The sequence below is a fragment of the Streptomonospora wellingtoniae genome (genome assembly GCF_031845375.1).
GTDB lineage: Bacteria > Actinomycetota > Actinomycetes > Streptosporangiales > Streptosporangiaceae > Streptomonospora > Streptomonospora wellingtoniae.
Map to the genome: position 1 here is coordinate 76834 of NZ_JAVREK010000013.1, position 25808 is coordinate 102641.

Genomic DNA, 25808 nt, shown 5'->3' on the forward strand with positions numbered 1-25808 from the left:
TAGCTAGGGCGCCTGCACGCCGAAGACGCCGGCCATGTCGTCGAGCACCGCATCGGCGCCCTGGACACTGACCGAGGTGAGCCACACCTCGTCGGAGACCTCGTGTTTCTCGCCTTCGAGCTGGTCCCACAGCGGGTTGGATGTGAAGTCCTCGGCCTTCTCCGCCGCCTCCCCGCTGCCGTCGTCCCACGTTGAGACCATGATGTGGTCGGCGTCGAGGTCGAGGATCTCCTCGGGGGCGAGGTTGGCGGCGATGCCGCCGTCCTCGGGCATCGGGGCGCCCCCGGGGCGGGGCAGGCCCACGTCCTTCTGGATGATGCCGGGGAAGGACTCCGGCCCGTAGAGGCGCACGGTCGGCTCGCCGGCGAAGCGGGCGAGCGTCATGGTGGGCATCTCGCCGCCGTTCTCCTCGGCGACGGCCTCGCCCAGGCTCGCGGCCCGCTCCTCGTAGCCGGCGATCTGCTTCTCGGCCATGTCCTCCTTGCCCAGAGCCTCGCCGGCCAGCAGGTGGTTCTGCTTCCACGTCGCGCCGGTGGTCTCGGAGAACACCGTCGGAGCGATCTTGGACAGCTGGTCGTAGACGTCCTCGTGGCGGACCTTGGCCGAGAGGATCAGGTCGGGGCCCAGCTCGGCGATCTTGGCGAGGTCGGGAGCCTCCAGCGTTCCCACGACCTCGGCGTCGCCGGCATAGGTCCGCCCCTCGCCGCCCAGGTAGTCGCGCAGCCCGCCGCCGTCGGAGTAGGCGGTGCGGCCGACGACCTCCGCCTGAAGGCCGACCGCGGAGTCGAGGTAGCTGGTGTCGAGCACCACGACGGTCTCGGGCCGCTGCTCGATCCTCGTCTCGCCCATGGCGTGTTCGACGGTGACGGGGAAGCCCTCGGAGCCGCCGTCCTGACCTTGGGAGGCGTCGCCGCCACCGGCGTCCGATCCGCATGCGGTCGCGAGAGTCAGCACTGCGGCTGCGGATGCGGTCGCGAGCATCCGCGCGGTCGTGCGCGGGCGAGCGGTGGGCGCCATCGGTCTCCCTTTGCAGTTCACGGTAGATTAGGTTCGTCTTGCCTAATGCACGACTCGCGTCGTGAAACTGGAAGTATGTGAGTTTTGCGACGTTTTGTCCAGCGTGTGTTCGCAGTCGGTCGGCGAAGGAGAGGGTTGGCGCGGTGAGAACGAGCCCGGTCGCCCCGCCGCGCGGCGCCCTCGATTCCGCGGCGGCCGGCGCCGGACCCGGGGTCCGGCGCCGCCTGGCGGCCCTGGGGCTGCTGCTGGGCGCACTCGTGCTGTGCACGGTGCTCAGCGTCGCCGTGGGCGCGCGCGGCCTCGCCCCCGCTGAGGTCTGGCGCGGGCTCGTGGCCCCCGACGGCGGCGAGGCGGGCGCGATCGTGCACGGACTGCGCCTTCCCCGCACCCTGCTCGGCCTGGTCGTGGGGGCGTCGCTGGGCGCGGCCGGCGTCCTGATGCAGAGCCACACCCGCAACCCCATCGCCGACCCGAGCCTGCTGGGCGTGGCCTACGGTGCGGCGTGCGCCGTCGTGCTCAGCGTCTTCCTGCTCGGGCTCAGCGACCTCTCGGCCTACGTCTGGTTCGCCATCGGGGGCGCGCTGGCCGCGAGCGTCGCCGTGTTCTCGATCGCCTCCGGCGGGGCGCGCGGTCCCACGCCGATGACCCTGCTGCTGGCCGGCGCAGCCATGACCGCCCTCCTCAGCGCGATCACCTCGGCCGTCGTCCTGCTGGACGAGCGAAGCCTGGAGGTCTACCGCTTCTGGCGCGTGGGATCGCTCAGCGGCCGCCCCGCGGAGGTCGTGCACCAGATCCTGCCCTTCGCCGCCGCCGGCGCGGCACTGGCGCTGGCCGGGACGCGCGGCATGAACGCCCTGGCGCTGGGCGACGACGTCGCCACCGCCCTGGGGCACCGGGTGCGGCTGATCCGCGCCTCCGGCGTCGCCGCCATCGCACTGCTGTGCGGCGCAGCCGTCGCCGCCGCCGGACCGATCGGGTTCCTGGGCCTGATGGCGCCGCACGCCGCGCGCGCCGTCACCGGGCCCGACCACCGGTGGATGGTGCCCTACGCGGCGCTCTGCGGCGCCGCGCTCATCCTCGCCGCCGACGTGGTGGGACGCGTCGTGCGCGGCTCCGGCGAGGTCGAGGTGGGAATCGTGCTCGCCGTCATGGGCGGCCCCTTCTTCATCGCGCTGGTGCGCCGCAGGAGGCTGATCGAACTGTGAGAGCGCCCGCTCCCGCCCCCGAGTCGGCGCGCCGCCCGCCGCCCGGCTCCGGGCTGGACCGCCCGGCGCTGCGCATCGGCGCCGCGTCGTGGCCCTGGCGGCCCCGCGCGGCCCTGGTGTGCCTCGGGGTCGCCGCGCTGCTGACCGCCGCCTTCCTGCGGGCCCTGGTGGCCTTCGACTCAAGCGACGTGGGCCTGTCCGAGGTCGCGGCGGTACTCCTGGGAGGGGGTGACTCCGGCCAGCGCTTCATCGTCCTCGAACTGCGCATGCCGCGCGCGCTCACCGGCGCCCTCGTCGGCTTCGCGCTGGGGCTCTCCGGTGCCGTCCTGCAGTCCCTCGCCCGCAACCCGCTGGCAAGCCCCGACACGCTGGGCATCGGCTGGGGCGCGGCGATCGGCGCTGTCACCGTGATCGTGTTCGGCGGCAGCGCCGGCGGGATCAGCGGGGCCGCGGCCCAGTTAGGGGTCCCGGCGGGGGCGATCGCCGGCGGGCTCGCCGCGGCGGCCGCGGTATTCGGGCTGTCCTGGCGCGCCGGCGTACACAGCAACCGGCTCCTCCTGGTCGGCATCGCCGTCTCGCTGACCTGCGCGAACCTCGTCTACTGGATCATCACCTGGACCGACCTGCAAAGCGCCGCACGCGCCCAGACCTGGATCACCGGCAGTCTGCACGCGGCCGACTGGGACCGCGCCGGAGGTGCCGCCCTCGCCCTCGCGGTCATCATCCCGGTGGCCCTAGGGGCGAGCCGCACGCTCGGCGCGCTGGGTCTGGGCGACGACGCCGCTCTCGGGCTGGGCGTGCGGGTCAGCGCAGCGCGGCTCGTGCTGCTGATGGTCGCCGCGCTGCTGGTGTGCGTAGCCACCGCGGCGGCCGGACCGGTCAACTTCGTCGCGCTGGCGGCACCCCAGATCGCGCTGCGGGTGTGCCGCTGCGCCCAGCCGCCCCCGTTCACCTCGATGCTTCTCGGCGGCGCGCTGACGCTGGTCGCCGATCAGCTGGCGGCCGGGCTGTTCGCGCCCACGCAACTCCCCGTCGGCGTGTTCACCGCCGTGCTGGGCGCGCCCTTCCTGATGTACCTGATCGTCGTACGACACCGGGAGGCCCGGCTATGACCCCCGACGACCGCTCACTCGGCGAGCCCGCGCGGCTGCGCGCGGAGCGGGTCACGCTGGCCTACGGCGACGCCGTCGTCTCGCGCGACCTCGACTTCGCGGTGCCCGACCATGCGGTGACCGCCATGATCGGCCCGAACGGCTGCGGCAAATCCACTCTGCTGCGGGCGCTTGGGCGACTGCTGCGGCCCGCGGCGGGCCGCGTCGTGCTGGACGGCCGCCCGATACGCTCGGTGCCTCCCCGCGACGTCGCCCGCACCGTCGCGGTGCTCCCGCAGTCGCCGCAGGCGCCTCCGGGACTGGCCGTCGCCGACCTGGTCGCACGCGGACGCCACCCGCACCAGAGCTGGTACCGGCAGTGGTCCTCGGGCGACCGTGCGGCGGTCTCGCACGCGCTGGAACTCACCGGGATGCTGGACTGCGCCGACCGCACCCTGGAGCAGCTGTCGGGGGGCCAGCGCCAGCGCGCGTGGATTTCCATGGCCCTGGCCCAGGAGACCGATCTGCTGCTGCTGGACGAGCCCACCACCTTCCTCGACCTCGCCCACCAGATCGAGGTGCTGGACCTGGTTCGCGAGCTCAACGAGCGGCACGGGCGCACCGTGGTGATGGTGCTGCACGATTTGAACCTGGCCGCGCGCTACGCCCACCGGCTGGTCGCCATGTCCCGGGGCGCGGTCCGCGCCGAGGGCCCGGCCGAGGAAGTCCTCACCCCCGAGCTGCTAGCCGAGGTCTTCGGACTGCGGTGCGCTGTGGTCCCCGACCCCGTCTCGGGCACGCCGCTGGTCGTCCCGGTCAGCGCCCACGACACCGGCACATCGCCGTCGATCTTGTAGCCATCGCAAACGGAAATCGTTTTCCTTCACGATAGCTACAAGATCAACGGGGTTAGGCGCCTGGGACCCCGACAGCGCCTAGCTGATCTCCAGGTCCTCGCGCACCACTCCGGCGAGGCGCTCGGCGACCTCGTGAGCGTGCGCCTCGGCGGCCGCCTCGACCATGACCCGGACCATCGGCTCGGTGCCGCTGGGACGGATCAGCACGCGGCCGGTCTCGCCCAGCTCGGCCTCCGCGGCGGACACGGCCTCGGCCAGCGCCTCCGAGGACTTCGCGCGGGCCTTGTCCACCCCGCGCACGTTGATCAGGACCTGCGGCAGCCGGGTCATCACCTTGGCCAGCTCGTCCAGTCCCAGGCCGCGGCGGCTCATCGCGCTCAGCAGGTGCAGCGCCGTCAGCAGGCCGTCGCCGGTGGTGGCGTGGTTGGTGATCACCACGTGGCCGGACTGCTCGCCCCCCAGCGAGTAGCCCCCCTCGCGCATCGCCTCCAGCACGTAGCGGTCGCCCACGGGGGTCTCGACCACCGTGATCCCCGCCTCGCGCATGGCCAGCTTCAGCCCGAGGTTGGACATCACCGTGATGACCAGGGTGTCCTCCGCAAGCCGGCCGGATTCGTGCAGCTCCAGCGCGAGGATGCCCATAATCTGGTCGCCGTCGACCACCGAACCGTCGGCGGCCACCGCCAGGCAGCGGTCGGCGTCGCCGTCGTGGGCGATGCCGGCGTCGGCCCCGTGGCCGACCACGGCGGCGCGCAGGTCGTCCAGGTGGGTCGAGCCGCAGTCGTGGTTGATGTTCAGCCCGTCGGGGTCGTCGTGCAGGGTGACGACGTCGGCGCCCGCGCGCCGCAGCGCCTCGGGTGAGACCGCGGAGGCGGCCCCTTTGGCGCAGTCGACCACCACGCGCAGCCCGTCCAGCCGGTGCGGGACCGTGCCCACCACGTGGCGGATGTAGCGCTCGGCGCTGTCGGCGGCGTCGGTGACGCGCCCCACGCCCGGGCCGACGGCACCCTCGGCGGGATCCTTCAGGGCCGCGGCGATGTCGTCCTCGACGGCGTCGGGAAGCTTGTGCCCGCCGCGTCCGAAGAACTTGATGCCGTTGTCGGGCGCCGGGTTGTGACTCGCCGAGAGCATCACGCCGAAGTCGGCGTCCATCTCGGCGGTGAGATGGGCGACAGCCGGCGTGGGCAGCACTCCCAGCCGCACGACGTCCACACCGGCGCTCGCGAGCCCGGCGACGACCGCGGCCTCCAGGAACTCGCCCGAGGCCCGGGGGTCGCGGCCCACGACCGCTATGGGGCGCTCCCCGACGACGTACTCACCTGGCAGCACCCGCGCTGCGGCGATGGACAGCTCCAGCGCCAGAGCGGCGGTGAGGTCGCGACCCGCGACCCCGCGGACTCCGTCGGTACCGAACAGCCGAGTCACGGATCAATCGCCCCTTCGTCTGGGTAGTAGCGGACCGGACCCATCCCCCACGGCCCCGCGACCGCCGGGACGGTAGCCCGGTCGGCCGAGGTACCCGCACGAATGCGCCGAATCAGGATGCACCGGCGAAAAACGTACGGCCCGCTCAGACCAGCCGGAACACTCCGGAGGAAAGGCGGGCCGTGACCGGACGCGCCGACCGGAGCCGGCGGCGTCGCGGCCGAGCGCTTAGCGCTTGGAGTACTGCGGAGCCTTGCGGGCCTTCTTCAGGCCGGCCTTCTTCCGCTCGACCTCGCGGTCGTCGCGGGTGAGGAAGCCGCCCTTCTTCAGCACCGGGCGGTTGTTCTCGGCGTCCAGCCCGGAGAGGGCGCGGGCGAGGCCGTGGCGCAGCGCACCGGCCTGGCCGCTGGGGCCACCGCCGTTGAGCCGGGCGAAGACGTCATAGGCACCCTCGAAGCCAAGGGCGACCAGCGGCTCCTTGATGACCTGCTGGTGCACCTTGTCGGGGAAGTAGTCCTCCAGCGACTTGCCGTTGACCTTCCACTCACCCGATCCGGGCGTGATGCGGACGCGGGCGATCGCCTGCTTGCGCCGACCCGTGCCGGCACCCGGGCCGGAAGCGGTCGGGACGTACCCGGCGGCCGCGCCCTCGGGGGTCTCGCTGGTGTACTCAGCAGGGAAGTCCTCGGAATTCCCCTCGAAGTCCTGAGTTGCGACGTCTTCGATACCGGTCGGCTCGACCACGGTTCTCCTCGTACTTCCTTCAGTCTCGCGAACGCCTAGGCGGGCTGATCGATCTTCTTCAACTCGTAGGGCACCGGCTGCTGCGCCTGGTGCGGGTGCTCCGCCCCGGCGTAGACCTTGAGCTTCTTGGCCATCTGGCGGCCCAGAGAGCCCTTCGGCAGCATGCCCTTGACCGCCTTCTCGATGGCCCGCTCCGGGTGCTTCTCAAGGAGCTCGCTGTAGGCGACCGAGCGCAGACCGCCGGGGTAACCGGAGTGCCGGTAGGCGCGCTTCTGCTGCAGCTTGTTGCCGGTCAGCGCCACCTTGCCGGCGTTCACGACGATCACGAAGTCGCCGGTGTCGATGTGCGGCGCGTAGTAGGTCTTGTGCTTGCCTCGGAGCAGAGTGGCGACGTGGCTGGCCAGCCGCCCGAGCACGACATCGCTGGCGTCGATGACGTGCCACTGACGCTGGACATCGCTGGGCTTAGGGCTGTATGTGCGCACGATCGTAAGCCTTCGTCTCAGTCGGCGGGGCCCATCCCCGCGGACGGAGATGGAGAACTCGTAATTGCTGGGCCGGGTGCCACGCCCTTGCCAGGGCGGCCAACCGGCGAGTGGGTGCGGAGGATGCGTGGCCTGCACCCGCGAAAGAGCATACGGGAGCCCACGGCAACTCAACGCACAACAACGGAATATACTATCGATCGGACGCACTGCTGGTCAAAGCGAGCGAAGATCATACACTGCCGAGTCATGCACGGACCCGCAGCGGCACGGCGACCAATGAATACTCCGCTTCCATTATGCCTTGCCCAGCGAGTGCTTTGTCCGCACGCCGACCGTCCCACCCGCCACCACACCAGCAAGCTCCGCCGCCGCGGACCACCGGGCGTCCGCGGCTCCCGCACCCGCCGCTCCGGGCTCCGGAACGGCGCACCCGGCGTCCGAGGGGTTATCCTCGGGCCCGCACCGTCGATCGCACCGGTCGAGCGCGAAGCGCCCCCAGCGCTGCTCCGCCGCGGCGGCCGCCCGGAACCGCCGACAAGAACGGCGGCAGCGCCGCGGCGGCGGGCCGCCGACACCACCTGACGCCGGCCGCCCGACCGGGAGCGTGCGGCCGCGACCGCAGTCCCCGGCCGGGCAGACGAGAAGGCGACCGCCTGCCCTCCACCCCATCCGTCTCCCCCAGGACAGTCTTCGGAGTACCGCCATCACACCGCATTCAAACGAGCCGAACGACGGCCGCCCTGATCCGCGGCACGGAGCCACTCATCCGGACTCCGCTGATAACCCCGCGTCCCCTGGGCCGCAGCAGCCGCACCAGGGAGCGCCCGCGGACGGCGGAGACCTCCTCGGCGGAGTGCCCGACCCGGGTGGACAGAGCCCGTTGGCCCCGATGGCGCCGCCGGCCGGCGGCGCACCCCAGGCGCCGAACACGCCCCCTCCCGGACCGCAGCCGGGCCCGCCCGGGGGTGCGCCGCCGCCGGGCGGGCCTTCGGGGCCGCAGGCGCCCGCCGGCCAGTACCCCCAGTACCCCCAGTACCCCCAGCAGACCCCCTACGGCCCGTCCGGCGGGCAGCAGCCGCCGTATCCCCAGCCGCACGGCGGGGGCTCCGGGGGACAGGTACCGCCCGGCGCCCCTCAGCAGCCGCAGCCGGGCGCCCCGGGCCAGGTTCCCCCCTCCGGGCCCCAGCAGCCCCACCAGGGCGGTGCTGCGGCGCCGCAGCACCCCGGCGCGCCGCAGCCGCCCACCGGTTACCCCGGGCACGGCCAGGCCCCTCCGCCCGGCGCCCCTCAACAGCCGCAGCCGGGCGCCCCGGGCCAGGTACCTTCCTCCGGGCCCCAGCAGCCCCACCAGCACCCCTCCGGCGGCCAGCAGCCGCCCGGGGGACCGCGCTCGGGGCCCCGGCAGGCGTGGCAGCAGCAGCCCGGGCAACCCGGCCCCCACGGCCCCCACGGCCCCCAACAGCCACCCCACGCGGGTCCGCAGCAGCCGGGCGGTGTGCCCCCGGGCGCGCCCGGGCAGCCGCAGCCCGGCCGGGCCGCTCCGCCCCAGCAGGGCCACCACCCAGGGCCGCAGGGTCATCCCGTCCAGCAGGGGCAACCGCAGCAGCCGGGGGGCTACGGCGCGCCCGGCGGCATGACCCAGCAGGGCCCGCAGCAGCGCCCGAGTCTTCCGGCAGCCCAGGCGCCTGGGCCGCAGCAGCCCTACCAGCAGCAGCCTCAGCAGCCGCCTCCCGGCGGGGGCGGCCCCGCCGGCCAGTGGCCGCCCCCGCCGGGCGCCGCCAACCCCGGACAGCCGCATCCCGGCCAGGCGCCGCCGGGCGCGCCCGGCGGCGCCCGGCAGCCTCAGCAGCCGCCCGGCGCGCCGCAGCCGCCGTACAACCCGAACCAGCCCATTCAGGGCCGCGTCGTGGCACCCGGTACACCCACCCCGGAGGGGGTCGACGAGGAACCGCTGTTCCCGGCCGACGCCGGCGCGTCCACGCAGAACATGAACGCGGTCGCCGACGACGGCGCCACCCAGAACGTCAACCGGGTCGAGGACGACTTCGGCGGCCGCCCCATGTTCCGCGACGACTCCCGTGCGGGCGCGGGCGGGCACAGCACGGCCGAGATCGACCTGTCCGACATCGACGACGACTACGGCGGGGGGCGCCGAAACCTCCTCGGCGGCAACATGCTGCTGGTGGCGGGCTTCGTGGCGATCCTGCTGCTGGGCGGCGGCGGTGCGTTCTTCATCGCGACCAGCGGCGCGGGCTCCGGCGCCGACCTTGCCGCCGGCGAGGCACCCGACACCCCGACGGACCTGGAGACCAGCGACCTGTTCCCCGAGTCCGTGGAGGTAGCGGGCCAGTCCTTCACTCTGAGTACCACCGACGACACCGACGAATGCCAGACCGCCGCCCACGGCGACTACGGCGACGTGCTGACCGGCAACAACTGCCAGCAGATCGTTCGCGCGACCTACGTCGGCGAGGAGGACGGGACGACCGCGGTCACCGTCGGCATCGCGGCGATGGGCAGCCCTGAAGAGGCCCAGACTGCGGAGCAGGAGCAGGACCTCGGCTCCGCGCAGTGGTTCGCGGGCCTCAAGGGCGAGGAGGGCAGTGGCGCCGAGCGGATGGGCGTCGCCGGCGGCCACGGCTCGGGCGCCCGCTGGGGCCCCTACCTGGCCTTCTCCCTGGCGGCGGCCAGCGACGGCCGCGTCAACGAAAGCCGCGCGGACGAGATGGCCGAGGTCAGTGAAGACTTCCTGGACGTCCCGCTGAACTCCCTGGGCGAGAACGTGTGACCGCGGGGGCGGCGGCCGCCCGAAGGGCAGGGCGCGCTCGGTCCTCGGCCCCGGCCCCCTGAAGAACCGGGGGCGCCGCGTTCGCGAGGCGGGCCGGGCGGAGGGCGCCCGCCCGGCCGCCCCCTTCACGTCGGAGGTGCGGCGGGGAGGGTGCGGACGCGGCGGGTGGCGGCGGCGCGGGCGGCCATCTCCTCCGGGGCCGGGTAGGCGACCTCCTCCAGGGTAAGGCCGTGCGGCGCGACCACGTGGACCGCGGAGTCCCGCACTCCGGCGCCGAGCACCTGCGCGGGCCAGTCCTCTCCGCGGCGGCCCTCGCCGACCGCCAGCATCGCGCCGACCAGGGCGCGCACCATGTTGTGGCAGAACGCGTCTGCCTGGACGGTGGCCGCGCAGAGGTGCCCGCCCTCCCGGCGCCACTCCAGGCGCAGCAGCTCGCGGACCGTGGTGGCGCCCTCGCGCCGGCGGCAGTAGGCGGCGAAGTCGTGCTCGCCGACCAGGCCTCCGGCCGCCCGGTTCATCGCGTCCACGTCGAGCGGGCGGCGGTTCCACAGCACCTCCCGCCGCCGCAGCGGGTCGACGCCGCCGGGCGCGTCGCTGACGCGGTAGACGTAGCGGCGGTACAGCGGCGAGAAGCGGGCGTCGAAGCCCTCGGGCGCGGCGCCGGCGCCGCTCACGCGCACGTCGGGCGGCAGCACGCCCGCCAGGCGTCGCAGCAGCCGCTCGGAACCCTCCGCGGCCCACAGGGCCTTGGGTACGTCCAGGTGGGCGACCTGACCTCGGGCGTGCACGCCCGAGTCGGTGCGTCCCGCGACGGTCAGCCGCGTGTACTCGGGCTCCAGCCGCAGGACGCGGCTCAGCGCCGCCTGCAGCTCTCCCTGCACGGTGCGCCGGTCGGGCTGCTCGGCCCAGCCGGAGAAGTCGGTGCCGTCGTAGGCGATGTCCAGCCGCAGCCGGACCTCGGCGGTCTCACCCATGCGCGGACGCCACACCCTCCTGCGCGGGCCCGGCCGGGGCGCACACAACGCACAGATGCCCGGTCCCGTCCTGCGGGAACCGGGCACCCGGTTGCGGCCTGCGGCAGTGCCTGCTGGTCGCTGCTACTTGTCTTCGGACGACTCGGCGGACTGCCCGGTGCCCTCGGCGGCCTCGGCTTCCTGAGCCTCGGCTTCCTGAGCCGGGGCCTCCTGCTCGGCGGCCTCGGCCTTCTCGGCCTGGGCGGGCTCCGCCTGGGCCGCGGCCTGCGAGGTGCGCGTGGCGGGCGGCGTCGCCGGGCCGGCCTCGACCAGCTCGATCACGGCCATGGGGGCGTTGTCGCCCTTGCGCGGTCCGATCTTGGTGATGCGGGTGTAGCCGCCGTTGCGGTTCTCGTAGCGCGGGCCGATCGCGGTGAACAGCTCGTGCACGACGGCCTTGTCGGTGATCTTGGTCAGCACCTGCCGCCGAGCGTGCAGGTCCCCGCGCTTGCCCAGGGTGATGAGCTTCTCGGCGTACGGACGCAGCCGCTTGGCCTTGGTCTCGGTGGTCTTGATCCGGCCGTGCTGGAACAGCGAGGTCGCCAGGTTCGCCAGCATGTGCCGCTCATGTGCCGGGCCGGCCCCCAGGCGGGGCCCCTTGGTCGGCGTGGGCATGGTGTCGTTCTCCTAGTGGTGCGGTCCCCGCCGCGCCGCGGGGGCGCGGCGGGGACCATTGCGACGGCTTGGAAACACTGCGGCGCAGAGCGCCGGCGTCCTACTTCTAGTACTGCTCCGTCTCGACGAACGACTCGTCGTCGTCCTCGGAGCCGTAGGAGTCGGCCGCGCTGCTCGGGTCGAACCCGGGCGGGGAGTCCTTCAGCGACAGCCCCATGTCGATGAGCTTCTGCTTGACCTCTTCGATGGACTTCGCGCCGAAGTTCCTTATATCGAGAAGGTCCTGCTCGGAGCGGGCGACGAGCTCTCCCACAGTGTGGATGCCCTCGCGCTTGAGGCAGTTGTAGGACCGCACCGTCAGGTTCAGGTCCTCGATGGGCAGGGCCAGATCGGCGGCCAGGGCCGCGTCCGTGGGCGAGGGGCCCATGTCGATGCCCTCGGCGTCGACGTTGAGCTCGCGCGCCAGGCCGAACAGCTCGACCAGGGTCTTGCCCGCGCTGGCGACCGCGTCGCGGGGCCGGATGCTGGGCTTGGTCTCGATGTCCACGATCAGCCGGTCGAAGTCCGTGCGCTGCTCCACACGGGTGGCCTCGACCTTGTAGGTGACGCGCAGCACCGGCGAGTAGATCGAGTCGATCGGGATGCGCCCGATCTCCTGGCCGGGCTGCTTGTTCTGCGTCGCCGAGACGTAGCCGCGGCCGCGCTCGACCGTCAGCTCCATCTCCAGCTTGCCCTTGCCGTTGAGGGTCGCGATGTGCAGGTCGGGGTTGTGCACCTCGACGCCCGCCGGCGGAGCGATGTCCGCGGCGGTGACCACACCGGGGCCCTGCTTGCGCAGGTACATCAGCACGGGCTCGTCGTGCTCGGAGCTGATGACGAGGCCCTTGAGGTTGAGGATGAGCTCGGTGACATCCTCCTTCACGCCGGGCACGGTGGTGAACTCGTGCTCGACTCCCTCGATGCGGATGCTGGTGACCGCTGCCCCCGGGATGGAAGACAGCAGGGTGCGGCGCAGCGAGTTGCCGATCGTGTAACCGAAGCCCGGCTCCAGCGGTTCGATGACGAACTTGGACCGGAACTCGCCGAGGGACTCCTCGGAAAGCGTCGGACGCTGAGCGATCAACATGGTGGATGATTCCTTTCCCCGGGCCGCCCGCTATTTGACGGCCACTGGACGGCCCCGCGGTCGCGGGGCCCGATCTGCCCTGCCCGTGTACGCCCTCAGGGCGCGGTGGCAGCGCGGCGCTCCGCCGGTGTCAGACCCGGCGGCGCTTCGGCGGACGGCAGCCGTTGTGCGGCACCGGCGTGACGTCCTGGATGGAGCCGACCTCCAGGCCGGTCGCCGTGAGGGAGCGGATCGCGGTCTCGCGGCCGGAGCCGGGGCCCTTCACGAAGACGTCGACCTTGCGCACCCCGTGCTCCTGCGCGCGGCGGGCCGCGGCCTCGGCGGCCATCTGCGCGGCGAACGGGGTGGACTTGCGCGAGCCCTTGAACCCGACCTGGCCGGAGCTGGCCCAGGAGATCACCGCGCCGTTGGGGTCGGTGATGCTCACGATCGTGTTGTTGAAGGTGCTCTTGATGTGCGCGTGGCCATGGGAAATATTCTTCTTTTCCTTGCGGCGCACCTTGCGTGCAGTGCTCTGACGGCCCTTAGGCGGCATACCTGAAAACTCCCAAGATCATCGGTCCGTTCGCGGTGTCCGGCCGCATCGGCGCGGCGGCCGGTCGGTGAGGACGGACTACTTACTTCTTTCCGACCTTCTTCTTGCCGGCCACGGTCTTCTTCTTGCCCTTGCGGGTGCGCGCGTTGGTCTGCGTGCGCTGTCCGTGCACCGGCAGGCCGCGGCGGTGGCGCATGCCCTGGTAGCTGCCGATCTCCATCTTGCGGCGGATGTCGCCCTGGACCTCGCGCCGCAGGTCGCCCTCGACCTGGTAGTTGGCGTCGATCCAGTCGCGCAGCTTCACGAGGTCGTCCTCGCTCAGCGCGTGGACCCGGGTCTCGGAGCTGACGCCCGTGTTCTGGAGGGTCTCGACCGCGCGGGTGCGCCCGATCCCGTAGACGTAGGTGAGGGCGATCTCCACCCGCTTCTCGCGGGGGAGGTCGACGCCGGCGATGCGTGCCATATGGGCGAACTCCTCGATTCTCTATACGGAGGTTGTACCCGTCCCACCCTCTCGTCGCCCATCGACGAGGCCCCGGCCTCCGACCGGGGGTTGTCCCTTCCTCGCGGAGGGATCGGGACAGGACCGTCTGTGCGCCTCCGCAGCTGGCCGCGGGGGCAGTCTCGTATCGTCAGTGCACTGCGCTCAAGAACGCGCCGGGCAGCTGCGGGGAACTAGCCCTGGCGCTGCTTGTGGCGCGGGTCCGAGCAGATGACCATGATCGTGCCGTGGCGGCGGATCACCCGGCACTTGGCGCAGATCTTCTTGACGCTCGGCTTGACCTTCATGGTGGCTCCGAACTCATGGAACTCGTGCGTCACCGCTACCGCCGGAGGCCCCGGCGACGGTGGCGAACTACTTGTATCGGTAAACGATGCGCCCGCGCGTCAGGTCGTACGGGCTCAGCTCTACGACGACTCGGTCGTCGGGAAGGATGCGGATGTAGTGCATGCGCATCTTGCCGCTGATGTGGGCAAGGACCTTGTGCCCGTTGTCGAGCTCCACTCGGAACATTGCGTTGGGTAGGGACTCGATAACGGAGCCCTCGATTTCGATGGCGCCGTCTTTTTTAGCCATATCCTCCACCGGGACCATCCCCGTCGGAAAACGGGGAACATACGGAATGACCCGAGCATTGCGCCCGGGCACTGCTGAAGCGATAGCGAACACTGAGAGATCAGGTCGACTGCGTCAGCTACCCGCGTGCGCCGAGCGGACGCGGGCGATGGCGGGCAGCCCGACCCAACAGCCCGAGTGTGGGCATAGCCATTCTACCCTCTTGCGCGGGTGCTGCCGACCGGCCGCGAGGACGTGCCCCACGAGCGCACCGGACCACGTGCACGGCCGCGGATGCGTGCGGCTAGCCGCTCTGCGGCCCGCCGCGGTTCACGGCCGCCAGCGCCAGGGTGATGAACGCCATTACGATACCCCATGGAACCAGCACCCACACGAACCACGGATACCCCTCGGATGTTCCGGTGAGGAACAGGATCAGCCAGATGGTGAAGCACAGCACGTTCACCCCGGCCCACAGCGCCCACGGGATCGCCAGCGCGGGATCGCGCAGCAGCCCGCCTTCGGCGCCGACGACCGGCGCCGGCGATGGCTGGTCGTCGGGCGGCTGACCGATCAGCTCGCCCTCGGGCAGATCGGTTGTGAGCGCTTCCAACTCGGCGCGGGTACGCGCGTTGTAGGCCCTCTCCAGGCGGACGTTGAACTCCTCGCCATCGAGCCGACCCTCGGCGAAGTGCCGCTGGAGCAGCTTGGCCACCAGGTCGCGGTCGCTGTCGGATGCCCGCATCTCGGGTGAGGACTCCGGCATCGCCCATCTCCTCCAGCATCCGCACGAGAACGGCAGGCCCGCCCGCACCGCCCATCGTAGGCGACGGACCCGGCCCCGGTACCGCTTCGCGCGTTCCGACCGCTCCGGGCGGATCTCTCTGAGGCCGGAAGCCTAGAAGCCCGGGTCGCAGAACCCGAGCGCGGTGATGCGGTCGCGGTTCTCCTCGCGCGCCGTCAGCACCAGCGGCCCGTCGGCGGTGATGGCCACCGAGTGCTCGAAGTGGGTCGACCGCTCGCCGTCGCGGGTGACGACGGTCCAGCCGTCGTCCAGCTCGACCACGTGGCGGGTTCCGGCGTTGGCCATCGGCTCGATCGCCAGGCACATGCCCTCGACCAGGTCCTGGCCCTTGCCGCGCCGCCCGTAGTTGAGCACGTGCGGGTCCATGTGCATCTCGGTGCCGATGCCGTGCCCGCCGTACTCCTGCACGTTGCCGAAGCGCCCCTGCGAGCGCATGTAGCCGTCGATGGCCGCGCCGATGTCGCCCAGCCGGTTACCGGGCCGCAGCTCGGCGATACCCCGCCACATGGCCTCCTCGCAGACGTCCATCAGCCTCGCGTCCTGCGGGCGGGCCTGGCCGACCGCGAGGGTGATCGCGGAGTCGCCGTGCCAGCCGTCCAGGATCGCGCCGCAGTCGATGGAGACGAGGTCGCCCTCGCGCAGCGTCTTTCCGGCGCGCGGGATGCCGTGGACGACCTCCTCGTTCACCGAGGCGCAGATGGACCCGGTGAACCCGTAGTAGCCCTTGAACGAAGGCACGGCGCCGGCGTCGCGGATGCAGCGTTCGGCCACGGCGTCGAGATCCAGAGTGCTCATGCCGGGCTCGACGGCGGCACGCAGCGTGTCGAGCGTGCGCGCCACCACCGTCCCCGCCTCGCGCATCTTCGCGATCTCGGCGGCCGTCTTCAGCTGGACCGCCGGCTCCGCCTTACGGAACATCAGGCTTCGCTCCGCAGCGCGGCCTTGGCCCGCTCGGTCACCGCGTCCACGCCTCCGGTGGCGTCGATCGCCACCAGGGTGCCCTCGTCGTGGTAGAAGGACACCAGCGGCTCGGTCTGCTCGCGGTAGACCTCCATGCGGTGGCGGACGACCTCTTCGCGGTCGTCGTCGCGCTGGAACAGCTCTCCGCCGCAGTCGTCGCACACGCTCTCGGCCGCGGGCGGCTCGAACTCGACGTGGTGGACGCGGTTGCAGTTGCGGCACTGCCGCCGACCGGAGAGCCGCTTGACGATCTCCTCCTCGTCGACCTTGAGCTCCAGCACGGCATCCAGCCGCACGCCCAGGTCGTCGAGGATCTTGTTCAGCTCCTCCGCCTGCGCGACGTTGCGGGGGAAGCCGTCGAGCAGGAAGCCCGCCCGGGCGTCCTCCCCCCTGAGCCGGTCGCGGACCATCGCGTTGGTGACCTCGTCGGGGACGAGGTCACCGCGGTCCATATAGGCCTTCGCCTGCTTCCCGAGCTCGGTGCCACCGCTGACGTTGGCACGGAAGATGTCGCCAGTGGACACCTTCGGAATCGACAATTCGGACGCCAAGATCTGGGCCTGGGTGCCTTTTCCGGCTCCCGGGGGTCCCACCAATACGGCACGCACTATCGCAAGAAACCTTCGTAGTTCCGCTGCTGGAGGTGACTCTCGATCTGCTTCACCGTGTCCAGCCCGACACCGACCATGATCAGGATGCTCGTACCGCCGAACGGGAAGTTCTGTGTCGCGCCGGAGGCTCCCAGCGCGATCATCGGCAGCAGAGCGATCAGCCCGAGGTACAGCGAACCGGGCGTCGTCAGCCGGGTGAGGACATAGTCCAGGTACTCGGCGGTCGGACGTCCGGGCCGGATACCCGGGATGAACCCACCGTACTTCTTCATGTTGTCGGCGACTTCAGCGGGGTTGAAGGTGATGGCCACGTAGAAGAACGCGAACCCGATGATCATCACGAAGAACGTGGCCATGTACACCGGGTGCGTGCCCGAGATGAAGTACTGGTTGATGACGTCGGCGACCGGGTTGTCGGCGTCCTGGCCCATCAGGCCCACGGCCAGCTGCGGCAGGTACAGCAGCGACGACGCGAAGATCACCGGGATGATGCCGGCCTGGTTGACCTTCAGCGGAATGTAGGTGGAGCTGCCGCCGTACATCCGGCGGCCCACCATGCGCTTGGCGTACTGGACGGGGATCCGCCGCTGCGCCTGCTCGATGAAGACCACGCCGGCGATGAGCACCAGGCCCGCCACGCAGATGACGGCGAAGATCCAGGTCTCCTGCTCCTGGAACATCGTGGTCATCGCCGATGGGAAGCCCGCCACCACCGTGGTGAAGATCAGCAGCGACATGCCGTTGCCGACCCCGCGCTCGGTGATCAGCTCGCCGAACCACATGATCACGCCGGTGCCCGCGGTCATGGTGATGACGATGGTCACCAGGGTCAGCGGGTCCTGGTTGGGCATGTAGGTGCTTACCGGGATCTGGCCCTGGAACAACTGCCCCGTGCGCGCCATGGCGACGATGCTGGAGGACTGCAGGACCGCCAGCAGCAGGGTCAGATAGCGCGTGTACTGGGTGATCTTGCCTTGGCCGGCCTGGCCCTCCTTCTTGAGGGCCTCCAGGCGCGGAACCACGACCGTGAGCAGGTTGATGATGATGCTCGCGGTGATGTAGGGCATGATCCCCAGCGCGAAGACCGCCAGCTGGAACAGTGCGCCTCCGCTGAAGAGGTTCAGCAGCGTGAAGACTCCGGTGGAGTCCTGCGCTTGAACCGACTCCAACTGCTCGCGGATGGCGGCCGAGTTGATGCCGGGCGCCGGGATCACCGCCCCCAACCGGAAGACGGTCAGGATGAACAGCGTGAAAAGCAGCTTGTTGCGGAGGTCAGGCGTGCGGAACGCACGGATGAACGCACCTAGCACGTCTCCTCCTGCGAGGTTTCGGCGGCGGAACCGGTTCCAGACATCGCGGCCGATCCAGAATCGTCGTAGCACGTCGGTCCCGGGAGAGGCCCCGGAACCCTGAGGTCTTGGGTCAAGCAGTATCGCACTGTAACAGCCAATCGCGGGGGGATAAGGATCGTCCAGGTCACAGGGCGTCACACCCTGTGGCGAGGCGATAGCACGCGGGCAGTGCCCTCGAAACTACCTCAACCCGCCGCTGAACGCGCAGAGGCGCCCGCCGGTTCCCACGCCGTGGGAGGTCCGGCAGGCGCCTCTGACGCGACGCGTAGGTCATTCCTACCGCTCGGTGACGCTGCCACCGGCCGCGGTGATCTTCTCCCGGGCCGACGACGAGCACGCGTCCACGGACACCTGGACGGCGACCGAGATCTCGCCCTCGCCCAGCACCTTGACGGGCTGGTTCTTGCGAACCGCTCCCTTGGCGACCAGGCTCTCGACGGTGACCTCCCCGCCCTCGGGGTACAGCTCGCCCAGGCGGTCCAGGTTGACCACCTGGTAGGTGGTCTTGAACCGGGCGTTGCTGAAGCCCTTGAGCTTGGGCACGCGCCGGATCAGGGGCATCTGGCCGCCCTCGAACCCGGCCGGCACCGTGGAGCGGGCCTTCGTGCCCTTGGTGCCGCGGCCCGCGGTCTTGCCCTTGGACGCCTCGCCGCGACCCTTGCGGATCTTGGCCTTGTTGGAACCCGGAGCCGGCTTCAGGTGGTGCAGCTTCAGCGGCTCGTCGGGCGTGTAGTCGCTCATGCGTCGACCTCCTCGACGTTCACGAGGTGCGCGACGACGTTGATCTGCCCGCGGACGGAGGGGTTGTCCTCACGCACCACCGACGAGCCGATCTTGCGCAGTCCGAGCGACCGCAGCGTGTCGCGCTGGTTCTGCTTGCCGCCGATCTTGGAGCGGACCTGGGTGATCTTCAGCTTGTTCGCCATGGTCAGGCACCCGCCTTCGCCTCTGCACGGGCGCGCAGCATGGCGGCCGGAGCCACGTCCTCCAGCGGAAGACCGCGGCGAGCGGCGATCTCCTCGGGCTGGTTGAGGTCCTTCAGCGCGGCGACGGTGGCGTGCACGATGTTCAGCGGATTCGACGAGCCCAGCGACTTGCTCAGCACGTCGTGGATCCCCGCGCACTCCAGCACCGCGCGGACCGGGCCGCCGGCGATGACACCGGTACCGGGCGCGGCCGGGCGCAGGAGCACGACGCCTGCGGCGTCCTCGCCCTGGACCCGGTGCGTGATCGTGCCCTGGACGCGCGGGACGCGGAAGAAGTTCTTCTTCGCCGTCTCGACGCCCTTGGCGATGGCCGCGGGGACCTCTTTGGCCTTCCCGTAGCCGACGCCGACCATGCCGTTGCCGTCGCCGACGACGACCAGGGCGGTGAAGCTGAAGCGCCGACCGCCCTTGACCACCTTGGCGACCCGGTTGATGGTCACGACTTTCTCGATGTAGGAGACACCCTTGTCTGCGGCGCCGCCGCGGCGATCGTCACGGCGGTCACGCCGCTCGCCACCGGCGCCGCGCCGCGGAGCTGCAGCCATCAGTGGTTCCTCTTCTCGTTGGTGATGATGCTTGCGACCGGGTTCATCAGAACTCCAGTCCGCCCGAGCGCGCGCCGTCCGCGAGCTCGGCCACGCGGCCGTGGTACCGGTAGCCGCCGCGGTCGAACACGACCGACGAGATGTCGGCCGCCTTCGCGCGCTGCGCAAGCAGCTCGCCGACCTTGCGCGACTTCTCGGACTTGGTGCCTTCGCCGCCGCGGATGTCGCTGTCGAGCGTCGAGGCCGCCACCAGCGTGTGATGCCGAGTGTCGTCCACGATCTGGGCGACGATGTGCTTGGAGGAGCGGAACACCACCAGACGCGGACGCGCCGAGGTGCCCGAGATCTTCTTGCGGACCCGAAGGTGGCGCCGCGCACGGGAACTCGCGCGCTTGGCCATCCCCTTGTTGCGGGTCAGCGTCGTGGACTTGCCCATGACTACTTACCAGCCTTTCCGGCCTTGCGGCGGATGCGCTCACCCTGGTAGCGCACGCCCTTGGCCTTGTAAGGGTCGGGCCTGCGCAGGTTGCGGATGTTCGAGGCGACCTGGCCCACAAGCTGCTTGTCGATGCCGTCGACGTGCAGGATCGTCGGCTTCTCGACGCGGAAGCTGATGCCTTCGGGCGGCTCCACCACGACCGGATGGCTGTAGCCCAGGGAGAACTCCAGGTTGGAGCCCCGCGCCTGGACGCGGTAACCGACACCGTGGATCTCCAGCGTCTTGGAGTATCCGTTGGAGACACCCTCGACGAGGTTGGCGATGAGCGCACGGGTGAGCCCGTGCAGCGAGCGGTTGTCCGGCTTGTCGTCGGGCCGGTCCACGCGCAGCGCGTCCTCTTCCCAGGCGATCGTGATGGGCTCGGCCACGCGGTGGCTCAGCTCGCCCTTCGGGCCCTTGACCGTGACGTCCTGCCCGTCGATGGTGACCTCGACGCCCTTGGGAACCGAGATCGGCCGTCGACCAATACGCGACATGTCGAAATCCCTCCCTCTACCAGACGTAGGCGAGGACTTCGCCGCCCACGCCGCGCTTCTTGGCCTGCTTGTCGGTCATCAGGCCGCCGGACGTCGAAATGATGGCGACGCCGAGGCCTCCCAGCACGCGCGGAAGGTTGTCCTTCTTCGCGTAGACGCGCAGGCCGGGCTTGGAGACCCGCCGCACGCCGGCGATGGAGCGCTCGCGCGTGGGGCCGTACTTGAGCTCCACCACGAGGCTCTTGCCCACGGTGGCGTCCTCTGCGCGCCAGCCCTGCACGAAGCCCTCCTGCTGGAGGATCTCGGCGATGTGCGCCTTGATCTTGGAATACGGCATGACCACGCTGTCGTGGTAAGCCGAATTCGCGTTACGCAGACGCGTAAGCATGTCTGCGATCGGGTCGGTCATCGTCATGGCCGATAGGCCCTTCCTCACCGCGGTTTCCCCAAGGACAGGCGCTTCCCTTCAGTGCCTGTTCCCGCGCCGGACGCGGGCTCCTCTAGGACCTACGGCGTGGTCATGGACACCGCGCCGATGTACTCGGCGCCGTGCCCTGTCGGTTGGTGTCGGTTCTCGCTCGCGGTCCCGGCCGGGCCGGGACCGCGATTCCTACAGTCCGCTGTGCGAGCAGGCGGCCGCCGGAGCGGCCGCGCCTGTGCCCGCCGAGGACCGCGCACCGTAGCGCTGGTCCGGCGGGCACGGGCGCAGGAGGCCTACCAGCTCGCCTTGGCGATGCCGGGGAGCTCGCCGCGGTGGGCCATCTCGCGGAAGCAGATACGGCACAGGCCGAACTTCCTGAAGACGGCGCGCGGACGGCCGCACCGCGAGCACCGAGTATATGCGCGAACGCCGAACTTCTGCTTGCGGTTCGCCTTGGCGATCAGAGCCTTCTTAGCCATGGTCTCCCCTAGGACTCCTTGAAGGGGAAGCCGAGCCGCTTCAGCAGGCTGCGCCCCTCGTCGTCGATGGTCGCCGAGGTGACGACCGTGATGTCCATTCCGCGCTGCCGGTCGACCTTGTCGGGGTCGATCTCGTGGAACATGACCTGCTCGGTCAGCCCGAAGGTGTAGTTCCCGCGCCCGTCGAACTGCTTGGGCGAGAGCCCGCGGAAGTCGCGGATCCGGGGCAGAGCCAGCGAGAGCAGCCGGTCGAGGAACTCCCACATCCGGTCGCCGCGCAGCGTGACGCTGGCGCCGATCGGCATGCCTTCGCGCAGCTTGAACTGCGCGATCGAGTTCTTCGCCCGGTTGATCCGCGGCTTCTGGCCGGTGATCAGCGAGAGGTCGTTCACCGCGCCCTGGATCAGCTTGGCGTCGCGCGCGGCGTCGCCCACACCCATGTTCACCACGATCTTGGTAAGACCGGGGATCTGCATGATGTTGCCGATCCCGAACTCCTCGCGCAGGGCCGGGATGATCTCCGAGCGGTACTTCTCCTTCAGCCGCGGCAGCTCCGGGGCCTTCGGGGCGGAGGTCTCAGTGTCGACCGTCATCAGATGTCCTTACCGGTACGGCGGGAGATCCGAACCTTGGTTCCGTCTTCCTCGAAGCGGTAGCCGACGCGAGTGGGCTGGCCGTCGTCCACGATCGCGACGTTGCTCACGTGGATCGGGGCCTCCATGGTGACGACCTCGCCCTGCTGGCCGCCCGCCGGGTTCGCCCGCTTGTGCTTCTTGATGAGGTTGACGCCCTCGACGACGACACGCTGCTCCCGGGGCAGGGCCTTGATGACCTTCCCGGTGGCACCCTTGTCCTTGCCGGCGATGACGACGACCTCGTCGTCCTTCTTGATCTTCATCGCCTAGAGCACCTCCGGCGCTAGCGAGATGATGCGCATGTACTTCTTGTCCCGCAGTTCGCGGCCGACCGGTCCGAAGATGCGGGTGCCGCGCGGGTCCCCACCGTCCTTGATGAGCACGGCGGCGTTCTCATCGAAGCGGATGTAGGAGCCGTCGGGCCGGCGGCGCTCCTTGGAAGTGCGCACGATCACGGCCTTGACGACATCGCCCTTCTTCACGCCCGCGGCGGGGAGGGCGTCCTTGACTGTCGCCACGATGGTGTCGCCGATGCCCGCGTAGCGCCGACCCGAGCCGCCGAGGACACGGATGGTCAAGATCTCCTTGGCCCCCGTGTTGTCGGCGACCTTGAGTCGCGACTCCTGCTGAATCACGTCTGCTCCTGATTTGTGCGCGCGTGGCCCGCCAGGGCCCGCGCTGCTAGGTGGTCACACCCCTGGGGCGGCCGATCTCCACGAACCGGCCGCCGGATCCGGGGGTTACTTGGCCTTCTCCAGGATCTCCACGACGCGCCAGCGCTTGGTCGCGGACATCGGCCGGGTCTCCATCATGCGGACCCGGTCGCCGATGCCGCAGGTCTCACCCTCGTCGTGGGCCTTGTACTTGGTGGTGCGGCGGATGACCTTGCCGTAAAGCGAGTGCTTCACGCGGTCCTCGACCTCGACGACGACCGTCTTGGACATCTTGTCGCTGACGACGTAGCCCTCGCGCACCTTGCGGTAGTTCCGCGTCGAACTCTGCGTGGTCTCGCTCATTCGGCTGCTTCCTTCGTCTTCTCAGCCGACTCACCGGTAAGCGGCATGATTCCGAGCTCGTGCTCGCGCATGACCGTGTAGATCCGGGCGATCTCACGCTTGACGGTGCGCAGCCGGCTGTGGTTGTCCAGCTGCCCGGTGGCGGCCTGGAAGCGAAGGTTGAACAGCTCCTCCTTCGCCTCCTTGAGCTTGCCCACCAGGTCCTCGACGGACTGGCCGCGCAGTTCCTGGGCGGTCAGGGACTTCGCCATCACGCCTCCACTTCGCGCTTCACGAACTTGCACTTCATGGGCAGCTTGTGCATCGCCCGGCGCATGGCCTCCTTGGCGATCGGCTCCGGCACACCCGACAGCTCGAACATGACGCGCCCGGGCTTGACCGGCGCCACCCACCACTCGGGCGAACCCTTGCCGGAGCCCATGCGGGTCTCGGCCGGCTTCTTGGTGATGGGGCGGTCCGGGAAGATGTTGATCCACACCTTGCCGCCACGGCGGATGTGCCGCGTCATGGCGATACGGGCGGCCTCGATCTGCCGGTTGGTGACGTAGGCGGCGTCCAGTGCCTGGATGCCGTACTCGCCGAAGTTGACCTTCGTGCCGCCCTTGGCCCGCCCCGTCAGGTCGGGGTGGTGCTGCTTGCGGTACTTGATCTTGCGGGGAATCAGCATCGGTCAGCTCCCCTCGTTCCCGGACTTCTCCGCGCCCTGCGCGGACTCGGCACCGGCACCGGCCTTGGCATCGCCCTGCTGGCCGCCGCGGCGGCGCCGCCCGGGGCGCTCACGGCGCTGGCCTGCGCCACCGCCGCCGCCACCGCCCGGAGCGCGCTGCGCGGCCTGGGCCGCCTCGCGCTCGGCGCGGGTCGCGGGAGCGTCGCCCTTGTAGATCCACACCTTCACGCCGATCCGGCCGAAGGTGGTGCGGGCCTCGAAGAAGCCGTAGTCGATGTCGGCGCGGAGCGTGTGCAGGGGCACGCGGCCCTCGCGGTAGAACTCCGAACGCGACATCTCGGCACCGCCGAGGCGGCCCCCGCACTGGATGCGGATGCCCTTGGCGCCGCTCTTCATCGCACTCTGCATTGCCTTGCGCATGGCCCGACGGAACGCGACTCGGCTGGACAGCTGCTCCGCCACACCCTGAGCGACGAGCTGAGCGTCGGTCTCCGGGTTCTTGACCTCGAGGATGTTGAGCTGGACCTGCTTCTTGTTGGTCAGCTTCTCGAGGTCGGCTCGGATGCGGTCGGCCTCCGAACCGCGACGGCCGATGACGATGCCCGGCCGGGCGGTGTGGATGTCGACCCGGACGCGCTCACGGGTGCGCTCGATCTCGACCTTGGAGATCCCGGCGCGCTCCATGCCGCGGTTCAGCATCCGGCGGATGGCCACGTCTTCCTTGACGTAGTCCTTGTACAGCTTGTCGGCATACCACCGGGTCTTGTAGTCGGTGGTAACGCCGAGTCGGAACCCGTGCGGGTTGACCTTCTGCCCCACTATCGGGTCCTCTCCTTCGTCTTGGTCGACGAGGCGCCCGCGGTCTCACGCGGCTCAACGACCACAGTGATGTGGCTCGTCCGCTTGGTGACCCGGAACGCGCGGCCGAAGCCGCGCGGCCGGATGCGCTTCAGGGTCGGACCCTCGTCCACCCAAGCGCCACCGACCACCAGCGTCTCGCGGTCCAGCTTGTCGTTGTGCTCGGCATTGGCGATGGCGCTCGCGAGCACCTTGCCCACCGGTTCGCTCGCCGCCTGCGGCGCGAACCGGAGCACCGCCTGTGCCTCGTCAGCAGGCAAGCCGCGAATAAGGTCCACCACCCGGCGGGCCTTTCGGGGCGTAACACGGACGAACCGTGCCTGTGCCCTCGTTCCCATCGCTTTTCCCTCGCTCACGGAAATCACCCCCACGCACCGTGGGGTAATGGCTCTTACTCCTCATGCAACCGCTAGCGGCGGCTACGGCGGTCTTCCTTGACGTGGCTGCGGAAAGTGCGCGTGGGAGCGAACTCGCCGAGCTTGTGACCGACCATCGACTCGGAGACGAACACCGGGACGTGCTTGCGGCCGTCGTGGACGGCGATGGTGTGCCCGATCATCTCGGGAACGACCATGGAACGCCGCGACCACGTCTTGATGACGTTCTTGGTGCCCTTCTCGTTCTGGTCTTCCACCTTCTTGATCAGGTGGCCGTCGACGAAGGGGCCCTTCTTAAGGCTACGTGGCATCAGACGTGCTCCTTACCGCTTCTTCTTGCTACGCCGACGCACGATGAGCCGGTCACTGGGCTTGTTCGGCCTGCGGGTGCGCCCCTCGGGCTTGCCCCAGGGGCTGACCGGGTGCCGGCCGCCCGAGCTCTTGCCTTCGCCACCGCCGAGCGGGTGGTCGACCGGGTTCATGGCGACACCGCGAACGGTGGGGCGCTTGCCCCGCCAGCGGTTGCGCCCGGCCTTGCCCCAGTTGATGTTGGACTGCTCGGCGTTGCCCACCTGGCCGACGGTGGCGCGGCAGGTCACCTCGACCTGGCGCATCTCGCCGGAAGGCATGCGCAGCGTGGCGTAGGCGCCCTCCTTGGCCAGCAGCTGGATCTGCGACCCGGCCGACCGGCCCAGCTTCGCGCCGCCGCCGGGCTTCAGCTCGACCGCGTGCACGAACGTACCCGTGGGGATGTTGCGCAGCGGGAGGCAGTTGCCCGGCTTGATGTCGGAGTTGGGGCCGTTCTCCACGCGGGCGCCCTGCTTGAGGCCGGCGGGCGCCAGAATGTAGCGCTTCTCGCCGTCCACGTAGTGCAGCAGCGCGATCCGCGCGGTGCGGTTGGGGTCGTACTCGATGTGGGCGACCTTGGCGGGGACGCCGTCCTTGTCGTGGCGGCGGAAGTCGATGACCCGGTAGGCCCGCTTGTGGCCGCCGCCCTGGTGGCGGGCGGTGATGCGGCCCTTGCCGTTGCGACCGCCCTTGGAGTGGAGCGGCCGCACCAGCGACTTCTCCGGGTGGTCGCGCGTGATCTCGACGAAGTCGGCCACGCTTCCGCCGCGGCGACCTGGTGAGGTCGGCTTGTACTTACGAATGCCCATCTT

The 25808-nt window shown here is 70.4% G+C and carries 37 protein-coding genes; 4 read left to right on the forward strand and 33 right to left on the reverse strand.

Annotated elements, in window-relative coordinates; genetic code table 11:
* Positions 1-3: 3 nt before the first annotated feature.
* Complete coding sequence (locus RM446_RS13915; protein ID WP_311545702.1) at positions 4-1017, reverse strand: iron-siderophore ABC transporter substrate-binding protein; 1014 nt, start codon at positions 1015-1017, stop codon at positions 4-6.
* A 143-nt stretch (positions 1018-1160) separates the two neighbouring features.
* Between RM446_RS13915 and RM446_RS13920 the strand changes: the two genes are divergently transcribed.
* From RM446_RS13920 to RM446_RS13930, 3 genes are read left to right on the forward strand one after another with little or no spacing between them, the layout of a single operon-like run.
* Entirely contained in the window at positions 1161-2222 is a 1062-nt protein-coding gene (locus RM446_RS13920) for a FecCD family ABC transporter permease (protein ID WP_311545703.1), read from the forward strand.
* Complete coding sequence (locus tag RM446_RS13925; RefSeq protein WP_311545704.1) at positions 2219-3334, forward strand: FecCD family ABC transporter permease; 1116 nt, start codon at positions 2219-2221, stop codon at positions 3332-3334. The genes RM446_RS13920 and RM446_RS13925 overlap by 4 nt, the downstream gene beginning before the upstream one ends.
* Positions 3331-4170: an ABC transporter ATP-binding protein gene (locus RM446_RS13930; RefSeq protein ID WP_311545705.1), complete on the forward strand. Its 840-nt coding sequence runs from the start codon at positions 3331-3333 to the stop codon at positions 4168-4170. The genes RM446_RS13925 and RM446_RS13930 overlap by 4 nt, the downstream gene beginning before the upstream one ends.
* 78 nt (positions 4171-4248) lie before the next feature.
* On the opposite strand, the gene glmM is transcribed toward RM446_RS13930, so the two are convergent.
* The 4 genes from glmM to RM446_RS13950 all read right to left on the reverse strand — a co-directional run bounded on the left by glmM (position 4249) and on the right by RM446_RS13950 (position 8625).
* Positions 4249-5595 (reverse strand): phosphoglucosamine mutase, encoded by a 1347-nt coding sequence (glmM, locus tag RM446_RS13935; RefSeq protein ID WP_311545706.1) that lies wholly within the window; start codon positions 5593-5595, stop codon positions 4249-4251.
* A gap of 228 nt (positions 5596-5823) precedes the next feature.
* On the reverse strand, positions 5824-6339 hold the full coding sequence (gene rpsI / locus RM446_RS13940; RefSeq protein WP_311545707.1) for a 30S ribosomal protein S9: 516 nt from the start codon (positions 6337-6339) through the stop codon (positions 5824-5826).
* Positions 6340-6374: 35 nt separating this feature from the next.
* On the reverse strand, positions 6375-6824 hold the full coding sequence (gene rplM, locus RM446_RS13945) for a 50S ribosomal protein L13 (protein WP_311545708.1): 450 nt from the start codon (positions 6822-6824) through the stop codon (positions 6375-6377).
* 718 nt (positions 6825-7542) lie between these two features.
* Positions 7543-8625: a hypothetical protein gene (locus RM446_RS13950; protein WP_311545709.1), complete on the reverse strand. Its 1083-nt coding sequence runs from the start codon at positions 8623-8625 to the stop codon at positions 7543-7545.
* A 108-nt stretch (positions 8626-8733) separates the two neighbouring features.
* Between RM446_RS13950 and RM446_RS13955 the strand changes: the two genes are divergently transcribed.
* Entirely contained in the window at positions 8734-9615 is an 882-nt protein-coding gene (locus tag RM446_RS13955) for a hypothetical protein (RefSeq protein ID WP_311545710.1), read from the forward strand.
* 125 nt (positions 9616-9740) lie between these two features.
* Here the strand turns inward: RM446_RS13955 and truA are convergent, their stop codons facing one another.
* The 28 genes from truA to rplB form a co-directional block, all read right to left on the reverse strand.
* Positions 9741-10589, reverse strand: a complete 849-nt coding sequence (truA, locus tag RM446_RS13960; protein ID WP_311545711.1) for a tRNA pseudouridine(38-40) synthase TruA — start codon at positions 10587-10589, stop codon at positions 9741-9743.
* Between the two features lie 123 nt (positions 10590-10712).
* Positions 10713-11243 carry a 50S ribosomal protein L17 gene (rplQ, locus tag RM446_RS13965; protein WP_311545712.1) on the reverse strand — a complete coding sequence of 177 codons (531 nt, stop codon included), beginning with the start codon at positions 11241-11243 and terminating at the stop codon, positions 10713-10715.
* A gap of 106 nt (positions 11244-11349) precedes the next feature.
* A complete protein-coding gene (locus tag RM446_RS13970; protein WP_311545713.1) occupies positions 11350-12369 on the reverse strand; it encodes a DNA-directed RNA polymerase subunit alpha in 1020 nt (339 codons plus the stop codon).
* Positions 12370-12499: 130 nt separating this feature from the next.
* Entirely contained in the window at positions 12500-12904 is a 405-nt protein-coding gene (gene rpsK, locus RM446_RS13975) for a 30S ribosomal protein S11 (protein WP_156001680.1), read from the reverse strand.
* 82 nt (positions 12905-12986) lie between these two features.
* On the reverse strand, positions 12987-13367 hold the full coding sequence (gene rpsM / locus RM446_RS13980; RefSeq protein WP_311545714.1) for a 30S ribosomal protein S13: 381 nt from the start codon (positions 13365-13367) through the stop codon (positions 12987-12989).
* 212 nt (positions 13368-13579) lie between these two features.
* Positions 13580-13693 (reverse strand): 50S ribosomal protein L36, encoded by a 114-nt coding sequence (gene rpmJ / locus RM446_RS13985; RefSeq protein WP_040274893.1) that lies wholly within the window; start codon positions 13691-13693, stop codon positions 13580-13582.
* A 67-nt stretch (positions 13694-13760) separates the two neighbouring features.
* Positions 13761-13982 (reverse strand): translation initiation factor IF-1, encoded by a 222-nt coding sequence (gene infA / locus RM446_RS13990; protein WP_017593374.1) that lies wholly within the window; start codon positions 13980-13982, stop codon positions 13761-13763.
* Between the two features lie 283 nt (positions 13983-14265).
* A complete protein-coding gene (locus tag RM446_RS13995) occupies positions 14266-14727 on the reverse strand; it encodes a DUF1707 SHOCT-like domain-containing protein (protein WP_311545715.1) in 462 nt (153 codons plus the stop codon).
* 132 nt (positions 14728-14859) lie between these two features.
* Complete coding sequence (gene map, locus RM446_RS14000; RefSeq protein WP_311545716.1) at positions 14860-15684, reverse strand: type I methionyl aminopeptidase; 825 nt, start codon at positions 15682-15684, stop codon at positions 14860-14862.
* A complete protein-coding gene (locus tag RM446_RS14005; protein WP_311545717.1) occupies positions 15684-16334 on the reverse strand; it encodes an adenylate kinase in 651 nt (216 codons plus the stop codon). Before RM446_RS14005 ends, map begins: the two co-directional genes overlap by 1 nt.
* On the reverse strand, positions 16334-17647 hold the full coding sequence (secY, locus tag RM446_RS14010; RefSeq protein WP_311545718.1) for a preprotein translocase subunit SecY: 1314 nt from the start codon (positions 17645-17647) through the stop codon (positions 16334-16336). The genes RM446_RS14005 and secY overlap by 1 nt, the downstream gene beginning before the upstream one ends.
* Positions 17648-17965: 318 nt before the next feature.
* On the reverse strand, positions 17966-18430 hold the full coding sequence (gene rplO / locus RM446_RS14015; protein WP_311545719.1) for a 50S ribosomal protein L15: 465 nt from the start codon (positions 18428-18430) through the stop codon (positions 17966-17968).
* On the reverse strand, positions 18427-18615 hold the full coding sequence (gene rpmD / locus RM446_RS14020; protein WP_311545720.1) for a 50S ribosomal protein L30: 189 nt from the start codon (positions 18613-18615) through the stop codon (positions 18427-18429). The genes rplO and rpmD overlap by 4 nt, the downstream gene beginning before the upstream one ends.
* A gap of 2 nt (positions 18616-18617) precedes the next feature.
* Complete coding sequence (gene rpsE, locus RM446_RS14025; protein ID WP_156001687.1) at positions 18618-19220, reverse strand: 30S ribosomal protein S5; 603 nt, start codon at positions 19218-19220, stop codon at positions 18618-18620.
* Positions 19221-19266: 46 nt separating this feature from the next.
* Positions 19267-19656, reverse strand: a complete 390-nt coding sequence (rplR, locus tag RM446_RS14030; RefSeq protein ID WP_311545721.1) for a 50S ribosomal protein L18 — start codon at positions 19654-19656, stop codon at positions 19267-19269.
* Positions 19657-19658: 2 nt separating this feature from the next.
* Positions 19659-20195 carry a 50S ribosomal protein L6 gene (rplF, locus tag RM446_RS14035; RefSeq protein ID WP_311545722.1) on the reverse strand — a complete coding sequence of 179 codons (537 nt, stop codon included), beginning with the start codon at positions 20193-20195 and terminating at the stop codon, positions 19659-19661.
* Between the two features lie 16 nt (positions 20196-20211).
* The gene (gene rpsH / locus RM446_RS14040; protein WP_311545759.1) at positions 20212-20610 is read right to left on the reverse strand and encodes a 30S ribosomal protein S8; all 399 of its coding nucleotides are present in this window, start codon (positions 20608-20610) and stop codon (positions 20212-20214) included.
* Between the two features lie 299 nt (positions 20611-20909).
* Positions 20910-21095 (reverse strand): type Z 30S ribosomal protein S14, encoded by a 186-nt coding sequence (locus RM446_RS14045; RefSeq protein WP_311545723.1) that lies wholly within the window; start codon positions 21093-21095, stop codon positions 20910-20912.
* An 8-nt stretch (positions 21096-21103) separates the two neighbouring features.
* A complete protein-coding gene (rplE, locus tag RM446_RS14050) occupies positions 21104-21688 on the reverse strand; it encodes a 50S ribosomal protein L5 (RefSeq protein ID WP_311545724.1) in 585 nt (194 codons plus the stop codon).
* Complete coding sequence (gene rplX / locus RM446_RS14055) at positions 21688-21993, reverse strand: 50S ribosomal protein L24 (protein ID WP_311545725.1); 306 nt, start codon at positions 21991-21993, stop codon at positions 21688-21690. The genes rplE and rplX overlap by 1 nt, the downstream gene beginning before the upstream one ends.
* A 3-nt stretch (positions 21994-21996) precedes the next feature.
* Positions 21997-22365: a 50S ribosomal protein L14 gene (rplN, locus tag RM446_RS14060; RefSeq protein WP_311545726.1), complete on the reverse strand. Its 369-nt coding sequence runs from the start codon at positions 22363-22365 to the stop codon at positions 21997-21999.
* 105 nt (positions 22366-22470) lie between these two features.
* Entirely contained in the window at positions 22471-22746 is a 276-nt protein-coding gene (rpsQ, locus tag RM446_RS14065) for a 30S ribosomal protein S17 (protein ID WP_311545727.1), read from the reverse strand.
* Positions 22743-22997, reverse strand: coding sequence for a 50S ribosomal protein L29 (gene rpmC, locus RM446_RS14070; RefSeq protein ID WP_040274920.1), 255 nt, complete (start codon positions 22995-22997; stop codon positions 22743-22745). Before rpmC ends, rpsQ begins: the two co-directional genes overlap by 4 nt.
* Positions 22997-23413 (reverse strand): 50S ribosomal protein L16, encoded by a 417-nt coding sequence (rplP, locus tag RM446_RS14075; RefSeq protein ID WP_040274922.1) that lies wholly within the window; start codon positions 23411-23413, stop codon positions 22997-22999. The genes rpmC and rplP overlap by 1 nt, the downstream gene beginning before the upstream one ends.
* Before the next feature lie 3 nt (positions 23414-23416).
* On the reverse strand, positions 23417-24232 hold the full coding sequence (gene rpsC / locus RM446_RS14080) for a 30S ribosomal protein S3 (protein ID WP_311545728.1): 816 nt from the start codon (positions 24230-24232) through the stop codon (positions 23417-23419).
* Positions 24232-24609, reverse strand: coding sequence for a 50S ribosomal protein L22 (gene rplV, locus RM446_RS14085; protein ID WP_156001857.1), 378 nt, complete (start codon positions 24607-24609; stop codon positions 24232-24234). Before rplV ends, rpsC begins: the two co-directional genes overlap by 1 nt.
* 71 nt (positions 24610-24680) lie before the next feature.
* Entirely contained in the window at positions 24681-24959 is a 279-nt protein-coding gene (gene rpsS, locus RM446_RS14090; RefSeq protein ID WP_311545729.1) for a 30S ribosomal protein S19, read from the reverse strand.
* 12 nt (positions 24960-24971) lie between these two features.
* Positions 24972-25805, reverse strand: coding sequence for a 50S ribosomal protein L2 (gene rplB, locus RM446_RS14095; RefSeq protein ID WP_311545731.1), 834 nt, complete (start codon positions 25803-25805; stop codon positions 24972-24974).
* Positions 25806-25808: the final 3 nt, after the last annotated feature.

Coding starts and splice junctions, on each gene's coding strand:
- rpsE (WP_156001687.1), bottom strand. CDS start 19,220: ATGGCTGCAGCTCCGCGGCGCGGCGCCGGTGGCGAGCGGCGTGACCGC.
- RM446_RS13970 (WP_311545713.1), bottom strand. CDS start 12,369: ATGTTGATCGCTCAGCGTCCGACGCTTTCCGAGGAGTCCCTCGGCGAG.
- rpsH (WP_311545759.1), bottom strand. CDS start 20,610: ATGACGATGACCGACCCGATCGCAGACATGCTTACGCGTCTGCGTAAC.
- infA (WP_017593374.1), bottom strand. CDS start 13,982: ATGGCTAAAAAAGACGGCGCCATCGAAATCGAGGGCTCCGTTATCGAG.
- truA (WP_311545711.1), bottom strand. CDS start 10,589: ATGGGTGAGACCGCCGAGGTCCGGCTGCGGCTGGACATCGCCTACGAC.
- rpmD (WP_311545720.1), bottom strand. CDS start 18,615: ATGGCGAACAAGCTGAAGATCACCCAGGTCCGCTCCAAGATCGGCGGC.
- rplF (WP_311545722.1), bottom strand. CDS start 20,195: ATGTCGCGTATTGGTCGACGGCCGATCTCGGTTCCCAAGGGCGTCGAG.
- rpmC (WP_040274920.1), bottom strand. CDS start 22,997: ATGGCGAAGTCCCTGACCGCCCAGGAACTGCGCGGCCAGTCCGTCGAG.
- rpsS (WP_311545729.1), bottom strand. CDS start 24,959: ATGCCACGTAGCCTTAAGAAGGGCCCCTTCGTCGACGGCCACCTGATC.
- rplX (WP_311545725.1), bottom strand. CDS start 21,993: ATGAAGATCAAGAAGGACGACGAGGTCGTCGTCATCGCCGGCAAGGAC.
- rpsQ (WP_311545727.1), bottom strand. CDS start 22,746: ATGAGCGAGACCACGCAGAGTTCGACGCGGAACTACCGCAAGGTGCGC.
- rplO (WP_311545719.1), bottom strand. CDS start 18,430: ATGAGCGACTACACGCCCGACGAGCCGCTGAAGCTGCACCACCTGAAG.
- RM446_RS14045 (WP_311545723.1), bottom strand. CDS start 21,095: ATGGCTAAGAAGGCTCTGATCGCCAAGGCGAACCGCAAGCAGAAGTTC.
- RM446_RS13995 (WP_311545715.1), bottom strand. CDS start 14,727: ATGCCGGAGTCCTCACCCGAGATGCGGGCATCCGACAGCGACCGCGAC.
- rplV (WP_156001857.1), bottom strand. CDS start 24,609: ATGGGAACGAGGGCACAGGCACGGTTCGTCCGTGTTACGCCCCGAAAG.
- RM446_RS13915 (WP_311545702.1), bottom strand. CDS start 1,017: ATGGCGCCCACCGCTCGCCCGCGCACGACCGCGCGGATGCTCGCGACC.
- RM446_RS13950 (WP_311545709.1), bottom strand. CDS start 8,625: ATGCGGCTGTCCGGGGTTGGCGGCGCCCGGCGGGGGCGGCCACTGGCC.
- rplR (WP_311545721.1), bottom strand. CDS start 19,656: ATGGGCAAGTCCACGACGCTGACCCGCAACAAGGGGATGGCCAAGCGC.
- rplP (WP_040274922.1), bottom strand. CDS start 23,413: ATGCTGATTCCCCGCAAGATCAAGTACCGCAAGCAGCACCACCCCGAC.
- RM446_RS13930 (WP_311545705.1), top strand. CDS start 3,331: ATGACCCCCGACGACCGCTCACTCGGCGAGCCCGCGCGGCTGCGCGCG.
- rplQ (WP_311545712.1), bottom strand. CDS start 11,243: ATGCCCACGCCGACCAAGGGGCCCCGCCTGGGGGCCGGCCCGGCACAT.
- rpmJ (WP_040274893.1), bottom strand. CDS start 13,693: ATGAAGGTCAAGCCGAGCGTCAAGAAGATCTGCGCCAAGTGCCGGGTG.
- rpsK (WP_156001680.1), bottom strand. CDS start 12,904: ATGCCGCCTAAGGGCCGTCAGAGCACTGCACGCAAGGTGCGCCGCAAG.
- map (WP_311545716.1), bottom strand. CDS start 15,684: ATGTTCCGTAAGGCGGAGCCGGCGGTCCAGCTGAAGACGGCCGCCGAG.
- rplB (WP_311545731.1), bottom strand. CDS start 25,805: ATGGGCATTCGTAAGTACAAGCCGACCTCACCAGGTCGCCGCGGCGGA.
- rpsM (WP_311545714.1), bottom strand. CDS start 13,367: ATGGCACGCATCGCCGGCGTCGACCTCCCCCGCGAGAAGCGGGTGGAG.
- rplE (WP_311545724.1), bottom strand. CDS start 21,688: ATGACGGTCGACACTGAGACCTCCGCCCCGAAGGCCCCGGAGCTGCCG.